Source organism: Serratia sp. H1w (assembly GCF_000633355.1).
In the GTDB taxonomy this organism is placed as follows: domain Bacteria; phylum Pseudomonadota; class Gammaproteobacteria; order Enterobacterales; family Enterobacteriaceae; genus Chania.
Window position 1 is genome coordinate 42,584 of record NZ_AYMQ01000063.1, and the last position, 22,036, is coordinate 64,619.

Below are 22,036 nucleotides of genomic sequence, written 5' to 3' on the forward strand. Positions count from 1 at the left end.
CTGCATGCAGCGCCCCTACAATTGGCAACCGATACAGTTTTGTTAGCAGGCACCCGCCTTGGGTGCCCAGCAATCTCAATGGGCGCAACATGCAACGCCCACGGTTGGCAGTTTCAACCTACTTACAGATGCACCGGCACCAGCAATTCCGTAGCAACAATCACCACCACCAGCCCGACAATCACCGGTACCGAGGTACGCTTGACCACTTCGAACGGGGAGATTTTTGCCATGCCGGAAACCGCCACCACTACGCCAGAAACCGGCGAGAGCGTACGGCCCAGGTTGGAGGCTTGCAGCATCGGGATCACCAGATAAGCCGGGTTAACCCCCATCTGGGTAGCCAGTTTCGGGATCAGCTCAACAAACGCATAGAACGGCGCATTACCAGAGCCGGTCGTCATCGCCGCCAGCATGGTGATCACCACCAGCACCAACATCATGATGATGCCACCAGTGCCAAACGATTGTGCCAAATCAATCAAGCCGCTGATAAAACCGACGGTGCTTAAGCCTTGGGCAAACACCCCTGCCGCGACCAACAGCATGACCACGCTGGCGAACGCATCGGCCATGCCGCGGTATGCCACTTCCAAACCGGTAAACACCGTTTTGGCATTGAAGCTGCGAATAAATTCAATCACCGCAGCCATGAACATACAAATCACCAACACGGTAATGATATGCAGCTCAGGACCCCATTTACCGTCAAAGACCAGCACCCCGAGGATCGGGGTAAATGGCAAGATGGCGTAGAAGCCAGGTGCGTTGGTCGTGATTTCACTCACGTCCATAATATGGTGCTGTTCGTTGGCTTTGCGATCGAGATAGCGCTGCCAGAAGAAGTGGGCAATCGCCATACAGATAATGGCCGCTATGGAAATCGGTAAGGTGGTTTTGAAAGCAAAATCCACCAGCGGCATTTCGGCCGCCTTGGCTGCCAGCACTACATCACCCGAGGTAGGTGAAAGGATAATGGCCGCCGGAGAAGCACAGATTGCCGCCGCCGCACCACGGCTGATCCCGACGTTGACCATCAGCGGGAACAGCGTTGCCATCAGTAACACGCCCAGCCCTGTCGCCGAAGAAACGGCCAGTGACATCAGGCAAGCGACAAAGTAGGCCGCAATCATCAGCAAGTAAGGGGAGTTGATCATCTGCAGTGGGCGGGATGCCAGTTTTACCACCACGTCATTGGCACCGATGTGCGTCATATACGCGGCAAAACCACACAGCATCATAATCATCATGCCGAGACCGCCACCGCGGCTCATCAGCAGGATTTTCACATATTCGAAAATGTCGGTGGCGCGCCACCCCGTCGAAGTTGCACTGGCGGGCAGCAGATTTTTGCCCATAAATGCACTCACCGTCAGCAGCACCAGGCCACCAACCATTAACACCCCAGTGGCAGAATAGCCTTTGATGATGTAGCGGCCAACCAGCACCGCCACCAAGGCCCCAATCAGAAGTTCCATTGTAATTCCTCGATTTAATTATTTTATTCCGGCTCATCGCCCGATCGCAGCCGAATAACGCCACACTCTGCCGAAAATCAGTACAGGATATTATGACATTCATCAAGGTTGCGGGGGGAAACTATCAACAAATTGTGAAATTACCAGCCAGGTCGCTTTTGCACGATATGTGAGCAGCCTTCCCCCTTGGATGGTCGAGGTCAGAGATCGCTAACAAACTGCCCAGCACAGGGCACCGCATTAGCAGGAAATAAATAACTTATTTAATTTCAATGAACTAACTAATTCACCCCTCCCCTGACTTGCACAAAACCTGCACAACATTGTGATCATGATCTGAATTTGTAGAATCTTTACGCTAGATGTTAACAATGTGTGAGTTTGATCAAACAAATGTTTTCTCCAGTTTGGTTATATGATCGCCAATGTTCACGTTGTCATTTTTAGTCTGGTGCTAAAACTTATGCATAACATGATGAATGATAAAACTTAAATAAGTCTTACCCTTTTTATTTTTCTAAAAATGACAACGTCAACATTAATTTTTATATCGCTATCAAGCCTGATAATGGAGAGGAAAATGAGTCAGTTACCCGAAAAAATGAGCGCGGTAGTTTGCCATGGCCCGCAGGATTACCGTTTTGAACAAGTCCCTACCCCGCTGCCTTTAGCCAAGGAGTTGGTGATCAAGGTCGAAGGCTGTGGGATCTGTGCCGGTGATTGTAAATGTAAAAACGGTGCCCAAATGTTCTGGGGTGAAAATCCTTGGGTGAAACCGCCGGTGGTACCCGGCCACGAATTTTACGGCCGCATTGTTGCCATGGGAGAAGGTAGCGAGCAGAAGTACAAGATCGGCGAACGCGTTATCGCTGAGCAGATCGTCCCCTGCTGGGAATGCCGTTACTGTAAGTCCGGCAGCTATTGGATGTGTGAGACCCACAATATCTACGGCTTCCAGAAGGACGTCGCCGAGGGGGGGATGTCGGAATACATGCGTTTTTCCGCCAACGCCATCGTACACAAGATCCCGGAAAGCCTCAGCCATGAAGATGCGGTGCTGATCGAGCCAATGGCTTGTGCCATCCACACCGTTGCCCGTGGGGACATCCAGTTAGACGACGTCGTGGTGCTGGCCGGTGCCGGGCCGTTGGGTCTGTGTATGGTGCAGGTTGCCAAGCTGAAAACGCCGAAAAAACTGATCGTGATTGATGCCATCGACGAGCGTTTGGAACTGGCGAAAGCGTTCGGTGCCGATGTGGTGATCAACCCGCTCAAGGAAGATGCCGATAAAATCGTCAAAGCGTTAACCGATGGCTACGGCTGCGATGTTTACATTGAAGCGACCGGGGCACCGATCGGCGTTACCCAGGGATTGCAGATGATCCGTAAGCTGGGTCGCTTTGTCGAGTTCAGCGTGTTTGGCAAAGAAACCACTGTAGACTGGTCAATTATCGGCGATCGCAAAGAGCTGGATATCCGCGGTGCACACCTTGCCCCCTACAGCTATGAAATTGCCATCGATCTGTTTGAACGCGGCCTGGTGACCTCCAAGGGCGTGGTGACCCACAGTTACTCATTAAAAGAATGGGATCAGGCATTTGCTCTGGCCGATTCAACCGATTCCATCAAGGTTATTTTGGTTCCTTAATATTGAGTGATTAGTTTTAAGCAATAACATTACGCCTTTTATGGCGAGGCCGACCTCTGGCCGCTAACGACACAATTATTATAAATAACACCGAAAGAAAGACACCGACCCTACAACAGGAGAATCACCTTATGTTTTCATTTATCAAGAAAACCTTACCCGTAGTGTTGGCCGGCGGCATGTTGCTGGCCAGCCAATCGGTATTAGCCAAGCAGATCACCATTGGCGTTTCATTCCAGGAAATGAATAACGATTATTTTGTCTCAATGAAACAGGCATTAGAGCAGGCTGCCGGTGATATTGGCGCCAAGCTGTATATTGCCGATGCCCATCATGACGTCTCAAAGCAGATTAATGATGTGGAAGATATGCTGCAAAAGAAGGTCGATATTTTACTGATTAACCCGACCGATTCGGTTGGCGTGCAGTCGGCGGTGATCTCGGCCCATAAAGCCGGGGCGGTGGTCGTGGCGATCGATGCCCAGGCCGAAGGCCCGCTGGACTCCTTTGTCGGCTCGGAAAACTATGATGCCGGTTTCCAGGCGGGTGAATACCTGGCCAAATCCCTGGGCAACAAAGGCAAAGTGGCGATCCTGGATGGTATCCCGGTAGTGCCGATCCTGGAACGCGTGCGCGGCTTTGAGGATGCCATTAAGAAACACCCGGAAATGAAGATTGTCACCAAGCAAAACGGCAAACAAGAGCGTGATACCGCGCTGACCGTAACCGAAAACATGCTGCAATCCACTCCCGATCTGGCCGGTATCTTCAGCGTCAACGATGTGGGGGCTTTAGGCGCACTGGCAGCCATTGAGAGTAACGGTGCCAAGGTCAAGTTGGTCAGCGTCGATGGCCAGCCAGAAGCGATTAAAGAGATTTTGAAAGCCAACTCGCCGTTTATCGCCACCTCCGCACAATTCCCACGCGATCAGGCACGTATTGCCTTGGGCATTGCTCTGGCCCGCTATTGGGGTGCCAACGTCCCGGCCACCATTCCGGTGAAAGTGAAGCTGATCGACAGCAGCAACGCCAAGGGCTTTAGCTGGTAAGCGCCCGGCCTCGAAACGATGGCATCGGGGCAAGCAAGATTCGCTATGTAGGGGCGCGGCATACTGCGTCCCTACATAATGAGCCGGTTGAGGTTGATACCCGATCGATTTCGCAACGGTGGGTATAAAACCCGGAGGAGTTAACCGTGACGGCGTTATTAGAATTAAAACAGATAAAGAAGTCTTTTCCGGGCGTGAAGGCATTGGATGGTATTGACCTCACCATTCAGCATGGCCAAATACACGCGTTGCTAGGGGAAAACGGTGCCGGTAAATCAACGTTGGTGAAAATCCTGTGTGGTATTCACCAACCGGATTCTGGCGAAATAATCATGGAGGGTAAAAGCCGCCAGTTTGCCAATTATCGGCAGGCCATTAATGCCGGAGTGGGCATTATATTTCAGGAATTCTCGCTTATTCCTTATATGAACGCCTTGGACAATATTTTCCTCAATCGGGAAATCAGGAACCGCTGGGGATTATTAGATCGCAAAGCCATGCGCAAAAAAGCCGAGGCTATTTTCAAACGGCTGACGGTGAATATCGACCTGGATTGCCCGGTAGCGCAGTTGAGCGTGGCGCAGCAGCAGTTTGTCGAGATTGCCAAGGCGCTGTCTTTGGATGCCCGCATGCTGGTGCTGGATGAGCCAACTGCCACTTTGACGCCGGGTGAAGCCGATCACCTGTTCAGCGTGATGAACGATCTGAAATTGCTGGGCGTCGGCATGATATTCATCTCCCACCATCTGGATGAAATCTTCACCGTCTGCGACCAGATCACCGTCTTGCGCGACGGTACTTATGTGCAAACGCTGCCCACGGCCGACACCAACGTGGATGAACTGGTGAAGCTGATGGTCGGGCGCAAAATCGAAAATGCCTTCCCAGTGAAAGCACATCCTGTCGATACTTCGGTACGCCTGTTGGAAGCCAGCATTCAGCGTACCAAGCATCAGCAGGAAGATCGTTTCCACCTGTTCAAAGGGGAGATCCTCGGATTTGCTGGCCTGGTAGGTTCTGGCCGTACCGAGACGGTCTCCGCGCTGATCGGTGCCAGCCCCTGCTATCGCAAACAGGTCAGTCTCGGCGGGCAAGCAACCACCCTGCGTAACCCGGCTTTGGCATTGAAGCAAGGCATTGGCCTGCTGCCGGAAAGCCGTAAAACCGAAGGATTGGTGCTGCCCTTTTCCGTGGCCCAGAACATCACCCTCAATCGCCATGAGCGGTTCGGCAAAATATTCGTTAACGCCCGCAAGGACGACGACATCGTGCAACGTCTGATCCGCGCGGTGGGTGTGAAAACGCCGGACGCGGACACCGTAGTCAGCACGCTGAGCGGCGGCAACCAGCAGAAGGTGGTCATTGCCCGCTGGCTGAACAATGACTGCAACATCCTTATTTTTGATGAGCCTACCCGTGGCATTGACGTCGGCGCCAAATCCGAAATCTATCAGCTGATGCAACAGCTCACGCAGAAAGGCATTTCCATCATCATGATTTCATCTGAATTACCGGAAATTATCGGCGTTTGCGATCGCGTGCTGGTGTTCCGCGGTGGCCACATTGTTGCCGAATTGGCAGGTGATGAAATCGAGTCTCATAACATCATGCTTCATGCAACCGGGAGTGCATTATGATCGGAATTGAACAATCTCCACCTTCGCAGGTGGCCCAGAAGCAGAGCCTCGGCAAGCGCTGGGAGAAGTTGCTGCACCACCCAGCGATGCTGCCATTTATCGGCTTCGCCATCCTGTTCCTGTTAATGAGCGGGTTGAATGACAGCTTCCTGACGGTCAATAACCTGACCAACGTGGCACGCCAGGTGTCGATCAACGCCATTATTGCGGTGGGCATGACCTGCGCGATCCTGACCGGCGGTATCGATCTCTCGGTCGGGCCGGTAATGGCACTGTCCGGTTCGATTGCCGCTGGCTTGATGCTGGGCGGCATCCCAATCCCGCTGGCGATGGTCGCCGCGTTGGTGATCGGTGCCCTGTTCGGGCTGGCCAACGGCGCCTGTATCGCTTATCTGCGTATGCCACCCATTATCGTGACCCTGGCGTCAATGGGCATCGCCCGTGGTTTGGCGTTGCTGTATACCGGCGGCTATCCGATTTCCGGCCTGCCAGACATGTTCTCCTTCTTTGGACGTGGTTCCGTGTTAGGCATTCAGGTGCCGGTGCTGATCATGGTCGGCGTCTACATTCTGGCCTACCTGATGCTTAACCACCTGCCGTTTGGTCGTTACGTCTACGCCATTGGCGGCAACGAAGAAGCCGCGCGCCTGAGCGGTATCCGCGTTCCACGCTACAAAGTCCTGGTGTATGTGGTGAGCGGCACGACCGCCGCGCTGGCCGGGTTGGTACTGACTTCGCGCCTGATGAGCGGGCAACCCAACGCCGGTGAAGGGTTTGAACTGGATGCCATCGCCGCCGTCGTGCTTGGCGGAGCCGCCATTTCCGGTGGCAGAGGCGCCATCATCGGCACGCTGGTCGGTGCCATGATGCTCGGCGTACTGAACAACGGCCTCAATTTGATGAGCGTATCGCCTTATATCCAGAACGTGGTCAAGGGCGGCATTATCCTCGCGGCGATCTACCTCAGTTCCAGCCGCCGTAAATAAGTCAGGGAGCACGGATATGGGATATTTTCTGGGCATTGATATTGGCGGCACGCTGATCAAGGCGGGCCTCTACCGGGCTAACGGTGATGAGATTGCCGTGGCGGAATGTGATGGGGAAACCGTTTCCCCACAGCCCGGCTTCTCTGAGCGCGAGATGGAAGGTCTGTGGCGCGATCTTTGCCAGACCATTCGTCAGGTGCTTAGCCTCGCGGCGATCACCGGCGAACAGGTGCGCGGCGTGAGTTTTTCATCGCACGGCAAGGGGCTCTATGCCATTGACAAGCAAGGTCAGCCAGTGCGTAACGGCATCGTGTCTTCAGATACTCGCGCCACGGCGATGGTGGTTGAGTTACAGCAACAGGGTATCGAAGCCATCACCTACCCACGCAGCCTGCAACCTGTCTGGAACAGTCATCCGGCAGTGCTGTTACGCTGGTTGAAGCAGCATGAGCCAGCACGGTTTGAGGCCATCGATCGGGTGCTGATGGCCCATGACTATCTGCGTTTTCGTCTGACGGGTGAAGCGACGGCGGAAATCACCAACATCTCCGGCAGCAACCTGTTTAATCAGCAAACGGCCGATTACGACCCGGTGTTGATGACAGCCTTCGGCATCGAAGAAGTGGCCGATAAAACCGCGCCGCTGCTAGGCTCAGCCGAGCTTGCCGGGCAAGTCACCGCTGCGGCCTCCGCCCAATGCGGATTGTCAGCAGGAACGGCGGTGTATGGCGGCCTGTTTGATGTGGTTGGCGCGGCCTTGTGCTCGGGGGTCGTCGACGATCGCACTCTGAGCGCCGTGGCTGGCACCTGGTCGATCGCCACCTGTGTAACGGAGAGCCTGATCCCCTCCTCCCATCCCTTTGCCTGGGGACGGTATTGCATGGAAGGCCGCTACTTTGTCCACGAAGGTAGCCCAACTTCGGCGAGCAATCTGGCCTGGTTCTTACGCCAGTTTTGCGACAACGACCACCAGCGCTATGCGCAGTTTAATCGTTGGGTACAAGAACGCAGCCAGCGGCCAAGCGACATCACCTTCCTGCCCTATCTGTTCGGCTCCAACCTCGGCAGCAACCTGCCGGGCGGGTTGATTGGCCTGAGCGGGCACCATGATATGGCCGATATCGTCCATGCGATTTATCAGGGCATCGTGTTCTCGCATCTGGTTCATCAGGATCGCTTGGTGGAGCTAAATCCGCGGGTGGAACGTATCCGTATGACCGGCGGCCCCACACAGTCTGACGTGTGGATGCAGATGTTTGCCAACGCCGGCAATTTGCCGCTGGAAGTGGTCAATATCCAGCAAAGTGGCTGCCGGGCCGCGGCGATATGTGCCGCCGTGGGTGCCGGGGAATACAGCAGCTTTAACGAAGCGGTGCAGGTGATCAAACCTGAATTGCAAACCTATTATCCCGACGCGGCGGCTAACAAATGCTTACGCGATAGCTATGCGGGTTACTTGAATATCGCCCAAGCATTAAATAAGGCCAATCATCATGCAAACCACTAATAACGTCACGCTGGGGCTGTACGAGAAAGCCTTGCCAGCAGATCTTGATTGGTCACAACGGCTGGGTATTGCCAGTGAACTGGGCTTCCAGTTTATGGAGATCTCCATTGATGAGCAGCCGGAGCGCCAACAACGTCTGGACTGGGATCGTCAGCAGCGGCTGGCGCTGATTAACGCCCGTTTTGACAGCGGTATCACTATACCCAGCATGTGCTTATCCGCTCATCGCCGCTATCCGTTTGGCAGTAATGATGCGGCTATCCGGCAGCAAGCACGCACGTTGATGGAGAAGGCGGTAGATTTCGCCGTTGACGTCGGCGTCAGGAATATTCAGCTAGCGGGTTATGACGTCTATTACGAAACGGCCGATCGCCATACGCGCCAGCGTTTTATCGAAGGAATGCAATGGGCGGTAGCACTGGCGGCCAAAGCTCAAGTGATGCTGTCCGTAGAGATTATGGATACCACCTTTATCAACAGCATCAGCAAATGGCGCGAGTTTGCCCGGCAGATTGAAAGCCCATGGTTCACCGTCTATCCCGATATCGGCAACCTCAGCGCCTGGGGCAATGACGTCACCTTCGAGCTGGAGCACGGCATCGATAAGATCACCGCCATTCATTTAAAAGATACCTTGCCGGTGCTACCAGGCACCACAGGGCAATTCCGCGATGTGCCTTTCGGTAGCGGCTGCGTCGATTTCGCTCATACCTTTGCCGTGTTAAAGCGGCTCAACTATCGCGGCCCGTTCCTGCTGGAAATGTGGACCCGCAACGACGGCCAGGATATCCAACATATCAGCCAGGCCAAAAGCTGGATCGAGCAGCAGATGAAACAGGGAGGTATCACATGTTAAGCGAGCTGAAGCAGCAGGTGTTGGCGGCCAATCTCAGCCTGCCAGGCTATGGGTTGGTGACCTTTACCTGGGGCAACGTGTCGGCAATCGATCGCCAGCAGGGACTGGTGGTCATCAAACCTTCGGGGATCGCCTACGAGGAGATGACGCTGGAAGATCTGGTGGTGGTGGATTTGGACGGCGTGATTAAAGAAGGGCAGCGTAAACCGTCCTCAGATACCGATACCCATTTGGCGCTGTATCGCGCCTTTCCCACTATCGGCGGCATCGTTCATACCCATAGCCGTAATGCCACCATCTGGGCACAGGCTGGCCAGGCTATCCCGGCGTTGGGTACCACGCATGCCGACTATTTTTATGGGGACATTCCCTGCACGCGTCCCATGCGTGGGGACGAAATTACTGGCGACTATGAGCGGGAAACCGGCCAGGTGATCATCGAGACATTCCAGCAGGCGAAGCGCGATCCACAGCAGGTGCCGGGGGTGCTGGTCTATTCCCACGGGCCGTTCGCCTGGGGGAAAACGGCAGCAGATGCGGTGCATAATGCCGTGGTGATGGAGGAAGTGGCGGCCATGGCGATGGCCACGCGGCAGTTAACCCCGGCGATCCCGGCCATGCAACCGGCGCTGTTGGATAAGCACTTTTTACGCAAGCACGGTAAAAACGCTTACTACGGGCAGTAAAAGGCCCCCTCACCCCAGCCCTCTCCCCAAAAAGGAGAGGGAGCCAGTGCGGCGTAGCGGTTGAGTCAGGAGCAAAAATGTGGCACGTTCAGTCCCCTCTCCCTGTGGGAGAGGGTTAGGGTGAGGGGAGCACACATCACTCCACCAGCAACATCCCGGTGAAGAATTCCCGCCTTAAGGGTTGGTCGCTGCTATTATTTTTAATCGCATTAAACAGGAGTTCCGCCGCTATTTCCCCAAGCACCTGCGTGTCGTGATAAACCCCGGCAATATGTTGGCCATAATCCCGCGCTTTGGGAGGTTCATCGATCGAAAAGAATTTTACCCGATGATAAATATCCAACTGATGGCACAATGAAATAGCGCCTAGTGTGATAATACCGTTGAGACCAACGATATAATCCGGTTGATGCCGTTCATCGGCGAGATATTCTTTAACCCGTGCCGCCTGAGAAATAAAATCATAATCGCCATTAATAATGGTGATTTTACCCCCCCTCCCCTCCAGAGCGTCAATAATGCCCTGAGTTCGCGCCAAGGTAATTTCCGAATCTGCCGGGCCACCCAGGATCAGGATATTGCTTTCCGGCTGTTCAGCCAGGTATTTTCCGGCCAGCTTGCCAATCTCTTGGTTGTTGAGGAATACGCCACTAAGTTGTTGATTATAAATATCTCTGTCAATCAGAATTAGCGGGGTATGATAGCGTTCCGCCTGATCAAGATAGGCGGGTTGATAGTGCCGATCGTCGCGTACGGCAGAGAGCAAAATCCCCCGCGCCTTATAACCGAACAGCGCCTGTACCGCCTGCATTTCTGCCTCTTCACTACCGTCGGTATCAAACAGCATAATCTGATACCCCTGCAAGCGGGCAATGCGCGAAACGGTTTGGATCAGGTTAGAGTAAAAAGGGTTATACATGCTGCTGGTAACGATGCCGATAATTTGGCTGCTGCTTTTCTTTAATCCCTGAGCGAAAGCATTGGGAACATAATTAAGCTCTTTGGCAATAGCATGAATTTTCTCTAGCGTTTCAGACTTTACCAGTTCAGGTTTATTAAAAGCACGGGAGACAGTGATATTGGTCACGTTGGCTCGGCGGGCAATATCCACAATGGTGGCATTAGAATTTGCTTTTGGCACCGTCAATCCTTGCTTTATTCATTAACAGATTCCTTATTGTAGGGAAGCCGCCAGCAGTATGCCAGATGAATATGAACGGTGGTTTGTCGATTATGACGTAAGCCCTACGCTCTCCAGCAAAAGAGAGCGCGGGCCTGGCTCGATCGCGTTTACAGCTTATCGAGCAGCTTTTTCAGATCCTGGCCTTCCTGGGAATCTTTATTCTTCTCGGCCCACTTATTCAAGGCCCCTTTGGCGCGATCCTGCAGCGTTTTGCGTAGTAGCTGATCGAACTGTAGCTGATAATTGAGCTGATCCCATGGGCCATAGACACGCAGTGGGATTGGTGTTTCACGCAGCGTTGCGATCAACGCGTTGTTGCCCTGCCAACCTCCCGTCACCAGCACGTTCAGCGTCAAATCACACTGTTTGCCTGGCATATTGAGCGTGCCGTTGCCAGTCAGGCTCATCACCGGTGACTGGGCCTGTAGATCGCTGAGCGTGATTTGCCCTTTGCTCAAGCTGGCCTTGGCGCTCATTTGTTGCACTGCGGTATAACGCTGGTAGTTATCCTCGCCACGCACGCTACTGTCATTACGTGCGACGGCTTGCTGGATAAGCTGTTGGATATTCAAACCATGAAGTTGCGCATTCTGCATCGAGAGTTCCGCCGTCCCTTGCCAGCGATGTTCGAAAGCAGCCGCATTGAGCCGATCGCCGCTCAAATCACCCTGCATGTTGAACGTGCCGGTCAACGCCAATGGCATGCCAAAGGCTTTGAGTACCTCACCCAGCTCAATTTGCCGTAACTGCGGCTGTAGCTTGATCAGCGGTTTAGCCGTTCGCGCATCTAACAAACCAGGCAGAGAGAAATCACCGCCTGCCAGCTTGCCAGACAACGTTTCAACGGTCATTAACCCCCGTTGATTGTCAGCCTGTACCGCCAGATGATTAATCGACATCCCACGGTAGGTGACCTGATCGGCCTTCAACTTGAGCTGCGCGTTGAAATCACGCAACACCTGTAAATTCTGCTGCGGATCGTCCGCCTGGTTGGCGATCACCGGGGCAGAGGTTACCGGCTGCGGCTGCGTCGCCTCATCAGGAATCTTGGTCTGCCAGCCCGAGAGCGCATCCAGGTTGAGCTGCGTGGCGCTGAGATCCAATGAATACGCGGGCACCGGCCCCAACTGCGCGCTGGCACTTCCCGTCAACTGACTATCATTGGCACTGAGCATCAGTTGGCTGAAGGCAATGAGCTGGGAAGACTGCTGATAAACCGCCTGTACGCTCCCTTCCCCCTTGATGCCGCCAGCAAGAATATCGGCACCTTCAAGCTGGTAGCTGAACTGCGTAACCTGCGCGTCTACCTGGCGGGGAAATTGTTGCAGATCGACATTGGCCACCAGGTTGAAGGTCAGATCGCGTTGATCGCGATTCACCCGGCTGGAAAGCTCTATCTCCGCCTGATGTTTGTCATTTTGTTGCAGGGTCAGATTGATATCGCGAACGTTAATCTGTTCGTTATTGGCACGCTGCCAGATCAGCAGGCTGTCGACCACCCGCAGATTGTCGATGTCAAATTTCCACAGCGATCCCGAGCTATCATCCGCCTGGTTACCTCCGGGGGCTATAGGGGCATCAGGCTGGCTTTGCTCCGCACTGTCGGGGGTAAGGCGGATGACGGCGTTTTTCAGCATCACCTGCTTAACGTAAAGTTGATGGGAGAGAAGCGGCAGCAGTTTGACATCCAGACGCATATTATCCGCACTGACCGCCGGAGCCGCAGCCCCTGGTGCGGTCAGCGTCATTCGCCCGGCAAGAATGCTCAACTGCGGCCAAACATGCCAACGAAGGTCGCCTTCCAGCGTCAGATGATAGCCGCTGCTCTGCTCAACCTTCTTGGTCATATAGCCACGGAAATCGTTAGGATTAACCAGCAGCACCAAGGCAGACATCCCTGCCACCAGCACTACCAGCAAAATCACCAAAGCCGTCAGTAGTCTTCTCATGCCCTTCCTCGTGTCAGCGTAATACCGGTTCGCTGTTAATCCTTGTCAATACGACTGGCCACGGCCCCTTGCTGATCCCTGTATTTTGCATCCTGGCGGCTGTTGTATGGCCGTGCCGCAGGCCCGGAAAGCGGTTCAAAGCTTAGCGCACCGATCAACATGCCAGGGCGTAACGCCAATGGCAGCTTACCTGAATTATAGAACTCCAGCACAATACAGCCTTGCCAACCTGGATCGATACGGTGCGCGGTAACATGCACCATCAGGCCCAAACGGGCTAACGAAGAGCGGCCATCAAGCCAGCCCACCAGATCGTTGGGAATGGTGACCGACTCCAGCGTCACCGCCAGCGCCAGTTCGCCCGGATGGAGGAAGAAGGCTTCACCTTCCGGCAGCACGATTTCATCGCTCATCACGCGGTCAAGGGCAGCACTCACTTCATCCTTGGGGCCACTGAGATCGATAAAAGCGGCGGTATGGCCACGGAACACACGGAACTGATTGCCCAGACGGACATCCACTGTGGCCCCGTTAATACGCTCAATGGGAGGACGCGGTGAAATCACCAGTTTTCCGTTATCCAGCCAGGCTTCTATATCGCGGTCGCACAGTCTCATTATTTTCTCCATTCCATCAAGGCACATAAACTCATACGAAAATTGCCACACAACGGGCTCAAGGTCTATGTCAGGACTCAAATAGTTCGCTAAAGGCCGGAAAAAAAGCGCCAGCCTGTTAATGACTTATTCAAAGAATTGGCTGATTTTGGCCTTCAGGATATCTATCGCGATACGGTTCTTACCGCCACGTGGCACGATAATATCGGCGTACTGCTTTGAAGGCTCAATAAACTGCAGGAACATTGGGCGCACGGTTTTCTGGTATTGCGCCATGACAGAATCCATGGAGCGGCCACGCTCATTCACGTCGCGCTTCATACGGCGCATCAGGCAGATATCCAGCGGGGTATCGACAAAGATCGAGAAGTTCATTTCCTGGCGCAGGCGAATATCCGTCAACAACAGGATCCCTTCCAGAATGATGACCTTCTTCGGTTCCAGATGAATGGTCTCTTTTTTACGCGTATGTTCGGTGTAGCTATACAGCGGCAACTCGATCGCTTTACCGGCCTTCAGCGCTTGCAGATGCTGGAACAGCAGGTTGTGATCCATGGCGCTGGGGTGGTCATAGTTGGTTTTGACCCGCTCTTCCATGGTCAGGTGCGTTTGGTCTTTGTAGTAACTGTCTTCCGGGATCACACCGATGTGTTGATCGCCAACCTGATCGCGGAGTTCGCGGTATAACGTACTGGCAATAAGGCTTTTTCCGGAGGCTGATGCGCCAGCTATACCAATAATGACGCACTGATGCGACTTGTCAGTCATAAAATTAAAGACCTGATTTCATATGTGGGGAAAGGGGGTATAAAACAGGCCAATTATAGGGAGTTAGTCCCCTTGGCGCCAGCATTTAGACGGTATGATGGGAGATAATCACCGGATTAACGCGCAGATTTTCTGTTATCGGGGGATTTCAGATTTTTTACGCTACTGCAAATCAGCGGCTCAGAGTACAATTCACACCATCATAAGACCGTCTTCGATTCTATCTCTTAGAGTACAACCATTAATGAACTGGCATTTTCTGACTTTTTTCGGTGACAGCATGCTGTTGCTGCCCTGCGCAGCCATCGTCTTTATTATTTTAATCCTGTCCCCGACCAGCAGAAAACCCACCTGGCAATGGATGCTACTGTTTGGCGGCGTGGGTGCCGTAGTTTGCGTTTCGAAGCTGGCATTTATGGGTTGGGGCATCGGCAGCCGCAACTGGGATTTTACCGGCTTCAGCGGCCACTCGGCCCTGTCTGCCAGTATCTGGCCGGTTATCCTGTGGTTGCTGTGCGGGCGTTTTTCTTCACCGGTCAGACGGACTGCGGTGATCGTCGGTTATTTATTGGCCGCCGCTGTAGGCTATTCACGCTTGGTGATCCACGCTCATTCCACTTCTGAGGTGATCACTGGCCTGGCGCTTGGCTTTATCGTCAGCAGCACTTTCTTGCTGTTGCAACGCGGTACGCAGCCACCGCGGCTGTCCTACCGTAAAATTGCCGTTACGCTGGCGCTGCCCATTGTTCTGATCAACTCAGGCACTGCGGCACCGACCCAGGGGTTGCTGGAAAGGATTGCCGTGACCATTGCTCCGGTGGAAAAACCGTTTGTGCGGGCCGATTTGCATAAGAAGCCAATGTCCCCCTCACCCTAACCCGCTACCACAAGGAAAGGGGACCGATCGAGCCACAGATTAACGGGCGCAACATGCGGCGCCCCTACGCAGACACCTGACCCCTGCCCCGTACCAGCTCCCTCTCCTTTTTGGGGAGAGGGTTGGGGTGAGGGGAAAAAAACGAGCACGTAATTCGGAAAATCAAAGCGCGCGGAAGGAGATCTCGGTAGGAATGGCTTCCCCCTGCCAGTACATCTGAGCCGCAACGCGCCCAGCCAACTGGCGGTACATCTCGGCAAACTCGCTATCCGGGCGGCTGACCACGGTCGGTTGACCACGATCCAGATCTTCACGCAGTGAGATATGCAACGGCATCTGCCCCAACAGGCGGCTATGGTATTTCTGCACCAGCTTCTCTGCGCCACCGGTGCCAAAGATTGGCTCGTGATGACCACAGTTGCTGCAAACATGCATACTCATGTTCTCAACGATGCCCAATACCGGTACATGCACTTTCTCGAACATCACGATACCTTTGGCGGCATCCAGCAAGGCGATGTCTTGTGGCGTCGTCACCACCAGCGCACCGGTGACCGGGATATTCTGCGACAGCGTCAACTGGATATCCCCAGTGCCCGGCGGCATATCCAGCACCAGATAATCCAGGTCTGGCCAGATCGTATCTTGCAACAGTTGCAGCAGTGCCTTGCTGGCCATCGGGCCACGCCACACCATCGCGTTGTCATCGGTCACCAGATAGCCGATGGAGTTGGTCGCTAAGCCGTGCGCCACGATCGGGGCCATATGCTGGCCGTCCGGCGAGGTTGGACGTTCGTGCTCGGTGCCCAGCATATTGGGGATCGACGGGCCATAAATGTCCGCATCCAGAATGCCCACTTTGGCACCTTCGGCGATCAGCGCCAGCGCCAGGTTGACTGCAGTACTGGATTTCCCCACCCCGCCTTTGCCAGAGCTGACGGCAATGATGTTACGTACGCCTTTCACACCGGCCTGATCGTTGGCACGTTTCAAGGTAGTGATGTCGTGTTTCAGCTTCCAGTCGATAGCTTGTACGCCGGTGACGCGCAGCAGTTCTGCACTGACTGACTCTTTCAGCGCCTCAAACCCGCTTTGCCAGGCAAACGGCATGACCAGTTCGATATGCAGGACATTGTCCATCAGCGCACAGTGATGAATGGCTTTCAGCGCAGTCAGGTTGTTTTTTAACGTCGGGTGTTCGAAGGCGGCCAATACTCCGGTCACCAGGGCGCGCAGAACTTCAGGGTTGGTCTGCTCAGGGGATTTGGCGTTCATCCCGGCTCCTTGATTTTGAATGGATAGCAACCTGACAAGCATATCAGAACTGCAGGGCAACTCGCTCGTATAACCCGAAAGAAACCGCCCTAGCAGCAGAGGACGCGATCGGGTAACATCAAAGGTCCTTTTCACTCACTAAAGAAAGCAACTTTTCATTATGGCTCAAGTCGCGAAAAAATTATTGGTGACGTGCGCGCTACCGTACGCAAATGGTTCCATCCATCTCGGCCACATGCTCGAGCACATCCAGGCAGATATCTGGGTTCGTTACCAACGAATGCGCGGCAACGAAGTTCATTTCATCTGTGCGGACGACGCGCACGGCACACCGATCATGCTCAAAGCACAGCAGATGGGTATCGCGCCAGAAGAAATGATCGCGGAAATGAGCCGCGAGCACCAACAGGATTTCGCCGGTTTTGGCATCAGCTATGAAAATTATCATTCGACCCATAGCGAAGAAAACCGCGCACTGTCCGGTGTGATCTATGGCCGCTTGAAAGAGAACGGTCACATCAAGCGCCGCACCATTTCTCAGCTTTACGATCCAGAGAAAGGCATGTTCCTGCCGGATCGTTTTGTGAAGGGTACCTGCCCGAAATGTAAAGCTCCGGATCAATACGGCGATAACTGCGAAGTCTGTGGCGCAACCTATAGCCCGACCGAGCTGATCGACCCTAAATCCGTGGTTTCCGGCGCTACCCCGGAAATGCGTGATTCCGAGCACTATTTCTTCGATCTGCCCGCTTTCAGCGACATGCTGCAAGCCTGGACGCGCTCCGGTGCGCTGCAAGAGCAGGTGGCGAACAAGATGCAGGAATGGTTCGAGTCTGGCCTGCAACAGTGGGATATCTCCCGCGATGCGCCGTATTTCGGCTTCGAAATTCCCGATGCTCCCGGCAAATATTTCTACGTCTGGCTGGATGCGCCAATCGGTTACATGGGCTCGTTCAAGAACCTGTGTGACAAGCGCGGCGATCTGGATTTCGACGAGTTCTGGAACAAAGACTCCACAACCGAGCTGTATCACTTTATCGGTAAGGATATCGTCTACTTCCACAGCCTGTTCTGGCCGGCAATGCTTGAAGGCAGCGATTTCCGCAAGCCAACCAGCCTGTTTGTGCACGGTTATGTGACGGTGAACGGTGCGAAGATGTCCAAGTCTCGCGGTACCTTCATTAAAGCTGGCACCTACCTCAAGCATCTGGATGCCGATTGCCTGCGTTATTACTACGCCGCCAAGCTCTCTTCACGCATCGACGATATCGACCTGAACCTGGAAGACTTCGTGCAACGCGTGAATGCAGATATCGTCAACAAGGTGGTGAACCTAGCTTCCCGCAACGCTGGCTTTATCAACAAGCGCTTTGCCGGGCAGTTGGCCGATCATCTGGCCGATCCTGAGCTGTATCAGACCTTTGTTGATGCTGCCAGCAGCATTGCGCAGGCCTATGCCAGCCGTGAAACCAGCCGGGCGATCCGCGAAATCATGGCGCTGGCCGATCTGGCCAACCGCTATGTCGATGAGCAGGCTCCTTGGGTGGTGGCGAAAGCAGAAGGCCGTGATGCCGATCTGCAAGCCATCTGTTCAATGGGCATCAACCTGTTCCGCGTGCTGATGACCTACCTCAAGCCGGTACTGCCTGCACTGACCGAACGTGCCGAAGCGTTCCTCAACTGCGAACTGAGCTGGGATGGCATTGAGCAACCGCTGCTGGGCCATCAGGTGAATACCTTCAAGGCACTATTCAACCGTATCGATCTCGACAAAGTGAATGAAATGGTGAACGCATCCAAAGAAGATCTGGCAGCCAGCCAGAAGGTGGTCAGCGGCCCGTTGGCGGACGACCCAATCCAGGACACCATCAGCTTTGACGATTTCGCCAAGGTCGATATGCGCATCGCGCTGATCAAGAGCGCCGAGTTTGTTGAAGGTTCCGACAAGCTGCTGAAATTGCAGTTGGATCTGGGTGGTGAATCACGTCAGATTTTCTCCGGTATCCGCTCGGCCTACCCTGATCCTTCACTGCTGGAAGGGCGTTTGACGATTATGGTGGCCAACCTGGCACCGCGTAAAATGCGCTTTGGCGTTTCCGAAGGTATGGTGATGGCAGCAGGCCCTGGCGGCAAAGAGATCTTCTTGCTCAGCCCGGACAGCGGCGCACAGCCTGGCATGCAGGTTAAGTAACTTTCTGTAATATCGAGTAAAGTCCCCTCACCCTAACCCTCTCCCCAGGGAGAGGGGACCGTATGTGCCACCTATTAGCTCCCGCATCCAACTTCAACTCTGAGGGGTAAAATTTAACCTCCGTACCTGACCACAACACCGAATCGGCTCCCTCGCCCTTCGGGAGAGGGTTGGGGTGAGGGGCGATCTCAACGGCCGGAATGGGTGGACATTTTGCGATATAAATTCCATAGAACAACCTGCCTGACTCCATCCCAATTACGCAGTACTTCATCATTCCAAAAGCGAATCACGGTAAATCCCTGGCGTTCTAAAAAGCGGCTCCGTTGCTGGTCATAAAACACTCGCTCCGTATGCTGACCACCATCCACCTCAACAATCAGCTTCGCCTGCCAACAAATAAAATCAACGAAATAAGCGCCAACAGGCACTTGCCGACGGAATTTGAACCCCGCCAAACGGCGATCACGCAGCTGCAACCACAAATATTTTTCGGCATCTGTCATGCAAGCCCGCAATCGACGGGCTTTGGTTAAAGTTGTGGATTTTGTCATAGCGACCTCCACAACAACGCTATCTTTGCTACAGTTGGTCAGCCATAGGCTCCGGCCAAAGTTGCGTACCTCATCCAAACAAATCGTTATATCAACTGAAAAAAATTCATAAGCCGGTGGATTCCCAATTGCCAGGCATCTGGTTATGATGCTGCATCGCACAAAATAGACGTCTAGATAGAAAGATAGCTAAACATCCAATTTTACCAGGAATATCACCACCTGCTTCGGAGCCGATAATGAAAACGATAAAGACCTCACTGCTCGCCCTCAGCCTGTTGACCAGCCTGCCTCTGCTCGCCGCAGAAGCCACACTTGCCCCCGTGCCTGCCGCTATTGCCCAGCACCAAGGGCAGATCCGCGTCGCGGTGATCCGTAACCTGGGTTCCGATGACAACACCACCCAGTTTTTAGCCGGTGCCATCCAAGAGGGCCGCAAGCTTGGCTTCAAAGTGGATACCTTCCTGAGCAACGGTGACGATGCGCGTTTCCAGGATTTCGTTAACCAGACCATCAGCCAGAAGTATGACGGTATTATCCTTTCCCAAGGACGTGCGCCCTATTCCACCGACTTGGTCAAGCGCATCACAGCGGCAGGTATTGCAGTATCGGCCTTTGATACCGACGTCAGCGGTGAGATCCCCGGCGTGACCGTCTCCCAACAGGATGATGCCTCTCTGGCCAATGAATCCTTCGGCCAGTTGATTAAAGACTTCGACGGCAAGGCCAACATTATCAAGCTGTGGGTCGCGGGCTTCCCACCGATGGAGCGCCGCCAAGCCGCTTACCAGGAATTACTGAAACAAAACCCAGGGATTCATGAGTTGGAATCGATCGGGGCGGTTTCCTCCGACGTGCAGGGTGATACCGCCAATAAAGTGGGTGCCGTTCTGGCCAAGTACCCGAAAGGTAAAATCGACGCCATCTGGGGCACTTGGGATGCGTTCAGCCAGGGTGCCTACAAGGCGCTGCAAGAAAATGGCCGCACCGAGATCAAACTCTACAGCATCGATATCTCTAATCAGGATCTGCAACTGATGCGCGAAGCCGGTAGCCCGTGGAAGGTCAGCGTTGCGGTGGATACCAAGCTGATTGGTGCCGTCAATCTGCGTCTGATCGCTAACAAGTTGGCGGGCGAAACAACGCCTGCCACTTACCAGTTTAAAGCTGCTGCGATCCCGCAGGCCTTGCTGGTCAGCCAGACCGGTCCTATCAACGTGGCCTCGTTGGGCAAGATTATTCCAGGCTGGGGCAACAGCGAAGATTTCATTCAGCCCTGGTTTGCCACCCTGCAGGCCAAATCCGGCAAATAATGCTGTTTTATCGTGGGGCTACAGACGTAGCCTCTTTTTTTTAAACAATTTTTCCGTCCCCCCCCTTCTCTGCATCACAAAATACGCTACTGTAGTTGCATTGGCGTAATAACTGTATGCATCAACAGGTTTGGTTATGAAGGGATTCCCCCCACTGATTAAGATATTACTGGCGAGTTCGCTGGTGCTGACCATAGGCCGTGGCGTCACGCTGCCCTTTATCACCATTTACCTGACCGAGCACTTCCACCTGCTGCCCAAAAGCGTGGGCATTATTCTTGGCATCAGCCTGACCATCGGCATCATCAGCAGCTTTTATGGCGGCTATCTGGTCGATCGCTTTAATAAAAACCCGCTGATCCTGCTTGCCATCCTGTTATTTTCGCTGAGCTTTTTTGCTATCCCGTCGGTATCACAGCCCGCAGGTGTCATCCTGGTGCTGGCGATCCTGCATACCGCCTATGCGGTGCTCAATATCGCCATCAAGGCCTGCTTTGCCAGTTGGCTGCCGGTCAACCAACGCATCAAGGCCTTCTCGATCAACTATACGTTGATCAACGTTGGCTGGGCTGTCGGTTCATCGTTGGGCGTGATGGTGGCCGGTTACAGCCCACTGTTGCCGTTCTACCTTTCCGGTGGCTTGGCGTTACTGACGGTAGTCACCCTCAGCTTTCGTCTGCGCAACTATCCTGCACCACCGGCAACAGAAACTGACATTTCGCCAGCGGTACTCAACTTCCGCCAGACGGTCAATGTGTTGCGCGGTGATCGGCGGCTGATCTACTTCACCCTGGGCAGTACGCTTGGCGCGGTGGTCTTTGGCCAATTTACCGGTTATCTGTCGCAGTATCTGATCACGGTCAGTAATGCCGAGTTCGCCTATCGGGTGATTGGCGTAGTGATGATCGTCAACGCCTGCATCGTGATCGCCCTGCAATATGTATTGAGTCGCGGTATGCGTCAGGACAACATGCTGCGCTGGCTGATGCTGGGTACGCTGTTTTTCGTCCTGGGGCTGGTCGGCTTTATGCTGGCGGGGCAATCGATATGGCTGTGGGTATTGGCAATGGCGATTTTCACCCTGGGGGAAATCATCGTCATCCCGGTCGAATACATGTTTATCGACTTTATCGCCCCGCCGCACCTGAAAGGCAGCTATTACGGCGTGCAAAGCCTGAGCAATCTGGGGGGAGCTATCAACCCGGTAATGTGTGGCTTCCTGCTGAGCTATGCGCCACCGCCGGTGATGTTCCTGGTGCTGATCACCGCCGCCTTGTTCAGCCTGCTGTTCTTCTTCCTCGGTCATCGGTTGGCTGAGCAGCAAAAACCGATTGCCAGCATCAGCGGCGCACAATAGCCTGACCCACTACACTTAAAGCGGGCCGCAAACTTGCCGAAATGGCATGCTGGGCATAACGAGAATTCATGCTGCGTTTTGTGGCGTAGCTCACAGTTTAATTGT

The 22,036-nt window shown here is 54.0% G+C and carries 18 protein-coding genes; 11 read left to right on the forward strand and 7 right to left on the reverse strand.

The window, feature by feature from the left end; translation table 11 throughout:
* Nucleotides 1-122: 122 nt before the first annotated feature.
* Complete coding sequence (gene dcuC, locus U869_RS0115830) at nucleotides 123-1,478, reverse strand: anaerobic C4-dicarboxylate transporter DcuC (RefSeq protein WP_025119511.1); 1,356 nt, start codon at nucleotides 1,476-1,478, stop codon at nucleotides 123-125.
* Nucleotides 1,479-2,058: 580 nt separating this feature from the next.
* Between dcuC and U869_RS0115835 the strand changes: the two genes are divergently transcribed.
* The 7 genes from U869_RS0115835 to araD all read left to right on the forward strand — a co-directional run bounded on the left by U869_RS0115835 (nucleotide 2,059) and on the right by araD (nucleotide 9,847).
* Complete coding sequence (locus tag U869_RS0115835; protein ID WP_025119512.1) at nucleotides 2,059-3,126, forward strand: alcohol dehydrogenase catalytic domain-containing protein; 1,068 nt, start codon at nucleotides 2,059-2,061, stop codon at nucleotides 3,124-3,126.
* 131 nt (nucleotides 3,127-3,257) lie between these two features.
* The gene (locus U869_RS0115840; protein ID WP_025119513.1) at nucleotides 3,258-4,175 is read left to right on the forward strand and encodes a substrate-binding domain-containing protein; all 918 of its coding nucleotides are present in this window, start codon (nucleotides 3,258-3,260) and stop codon (nucleotides 4,173-4,175) included.
* Between the two features lie 146 nt (nucleotides 4,176-4,321).
* The gene (locus U869_RS0115845; RefSeq protein ID WP_025119514.1) at nucleotides 4,322-5,812 is read left to right on the forward strand and encodes a sugar ABC transporter ATP-binding protein; all 1,491 of its coding nucleotides are present in this window, start codon (nucleotides 4,322-4,324) and stop codon (nucleotides 5,810-5,812) included.
* A complete protein-coding gene (locus tag U869_RS0115850; RefSeq protein ID WP_025119515.1) occupies nucleotides 5,809-6,798 on the forward strand; it encodes an ABC transporter permease in 990 nt (329 codons plus the stop codon). The genes U869_RS0115845 and U869_RS0115850 overlap by 4 nt, the downstream gene beginning before the upstream one ends.
* A gap of 16 nt (nucleotides 6,799-6,814) precedes the next feature.
* Nucleotides 6,815-8,305 (forward strand): FGGY-family carbohydrate kinase, encoded by a 1,491-nt coding sequence (locus U869_RS0115855; protein WP_025119516.1) that lies wholly within the window; start codon nucleotides 6,815-6,817, stop codon nucleotides 8,303-8,305.
* The gene (locus U869_RS0115860; RefSeq protein WP_025119517.1) at nucleotides 8,292-9,161 is read left to right on the forward strand and encodes an L-ribulose-5-phosphate 3-epimerase; all 870 of its coding nucleotides are present in this window, start codon (nucleotides 8,292-8,294) and stop codon (nucleotides 9,159-9,161) included. Before U869_RS0115855 ends, U869_RS0115860 begins: the two co-directional genes overlap by 14 nt.
* The gene (gene araD / locus U869_RS0115865; RefSeq protein ID WP_025119518.1) at nucleotides 9,155-9,847 is read left to right on the forward strand and encodes an L-ribulose-5-phosphate 4-epimerase; all 693 of its coding nucleotides are present in this window, start codon (nucleotides 9,155-9,157) and stop codon (nucleotides 9,845-9,847) included. Before U869_RS0115860 ends, araD begins: the two co-directional genes overlap by 7 nt.
* Before the next feature lie 136 nt (nucleotides 9,848-9,983).
* Here the strand turns inward: araD and U869_RS0115870 are convergent, their stop codons facing one another.
* The 4 genes from U869_RS0115870 to udk all read right to left on the reverse strand — a co-directional run bounded on the left by U869_RS0115870 (nucleotide 9,984) and on the right by udk (nucleotide 14,364).
* A complete protein-coding gene (locus U869_RS0115870) occupies nucleotides 9,984-10,988 on the reverse strand; it encodes a LacI family DNA-binding transcriptional regulator (protein ID WP_025119519.1) in 1,005 nt (334 codons plus the stop codon).
* 149 nt (nucleotides 10,989-11,137) lie between these two features.
* Entirely contained in the window at nucleotides 11,138-12,979 is a 1,842-nt protein-coding gene (asmA, locus tag U869_RS0115875) for an outer membrane assembly protein AsmA (protein ID WP_025119520.1), read from the reverse strand.
* A 35-nt stretch (nucleotides 12,980-13,014) separates the two neighbouring features.
* Nucleotides 13,015-13,596: a dCTP deaminase gene (gene dcd / locus U869_RS0115880; protein ID WP_024484888.1), complete on the reverse strand. Its 582-nt coding sequence runs from the start codon at nucleotides 13,594-13,596 to the stop codon at nucleotides 13,015-13,017.
* A gap of 126 nt (nucleotides 13,597-13,722) precedes the next feature.
* Nucleotides 13,723-14,364: a uridine kinase gene (gene udk / locus U869_RS0115885; RefSeq protein ID WP_025119521.1), complete on the reverse strand. Its 642-nt coding sequence runs from the start codon at nucleotides 14,362-14,364 to the stop codon at nucleotides 13,723-13,725.
* A 244-nt stretch (nucleotides 14,365-14,608) separates the two neighbouring features.
* Between udk and U869_RS0115890 the strand changes: the two genes are divergently transcribed.
* Nucleotides 14,609-15,241 carry a phosphatase PAP2 family protein gene (locus U869_RS0115890; protein ID WP_025119522.1) on the forward strand — a complete coding sequence of 211 codons (633 nt, stop codon included), beginning with the start codon at nucleotides 14,609-14,611 and terminating at the stop codon, nucleotides 15,239-15,241.
* Nucleotides 15,242-15,403: 162 nt separating this feature from the next.
* On the opposite strand, the gene apbC is transcribed toward U869_RS0115890, so the two are convergent.
* Nucleotides 15,404-16,516, reverse strand: a complete 1,113-nt coding sequence (apbC, locus tag U869_RS0115895; RefSeq protein WP_025119523.1) for an iron-sulfur cluster carrier protein ApbC — start codon at nucleotides 16,514-16,516, stop codon at nucleotides 15,404-15,406.
* A 160-nt stretch (nucleotides 16,517-16,676) separates the two neighbouring features.
* Between apbC and metG the strand changes: the two genes are divergently transcribed.
* A complete protein-coding gene (metG, locus tag U869_RS0115900; RefSeq protein WP_025119524.1) occupies nucleotides 16,677-18,707 on the forward strand; it encodes a methionine--tRNA ligase in 2,031 nt (676 codons plus the stop codon).
* 188 nt (nucleotides 18,708-18,895) lie between these two features.
* Here metG and U869_RS0115905 read toward each other — a convergent pair whose 3' ends face one another.
* A complete protein-coding gene (locus U869_RS0115905; RefSeq protein ID WP_025119525.1) occupies nucleotides 18,896-19,261 on the reverse strand; it encodes an endonuclease domain-containing protein in 366 nt (121 codons plus the stop codon).
* Nucleotides 19,262-19,500: 239 nt separating this feature from the next.
* Here U869_RS0115905 and U869_RS0115910 point away from each other — a divergent pair, with 239 nt between their 5' ends.
* Together U869_RS0115910 and U869_RS0115915 are read left to right on the forward strand one after the other, a co-directional pair.
* Nucleotides 19,501-20,574 carry a sugar ABC transporter substrate-binding protein gene (locus U869_RS0115910; RefSeq protein ID WP_025119526.1) on the forward strand — a complete coding sequence of 358 codons (1,074 nt, stop codon included), beginning with the start codon at nucleotides 19,501-19,503 and terminating at the stop codon, nucleotides 20,572-20,574.
* A 136-nt stretch (nucleotides 20,575-20,710) separates the two neighbouring features.
* Nucleotides 20,711-21,931 carry an MFS transporter gene (locus tag U869_RS0115915; RefSeq protein WP_025119527.1) on the forward strand — a complete coding sequence of 407 codons (1,221 nt, stop codon included), beginning with the start codon at nucleotides 20,711-20,713 and terminating at the stop codon, nucleotides 21,929-21,931.
* The last annotated feature ends 105 nt before the right edge of the window (nucleotides 21,932-22,036 follow it).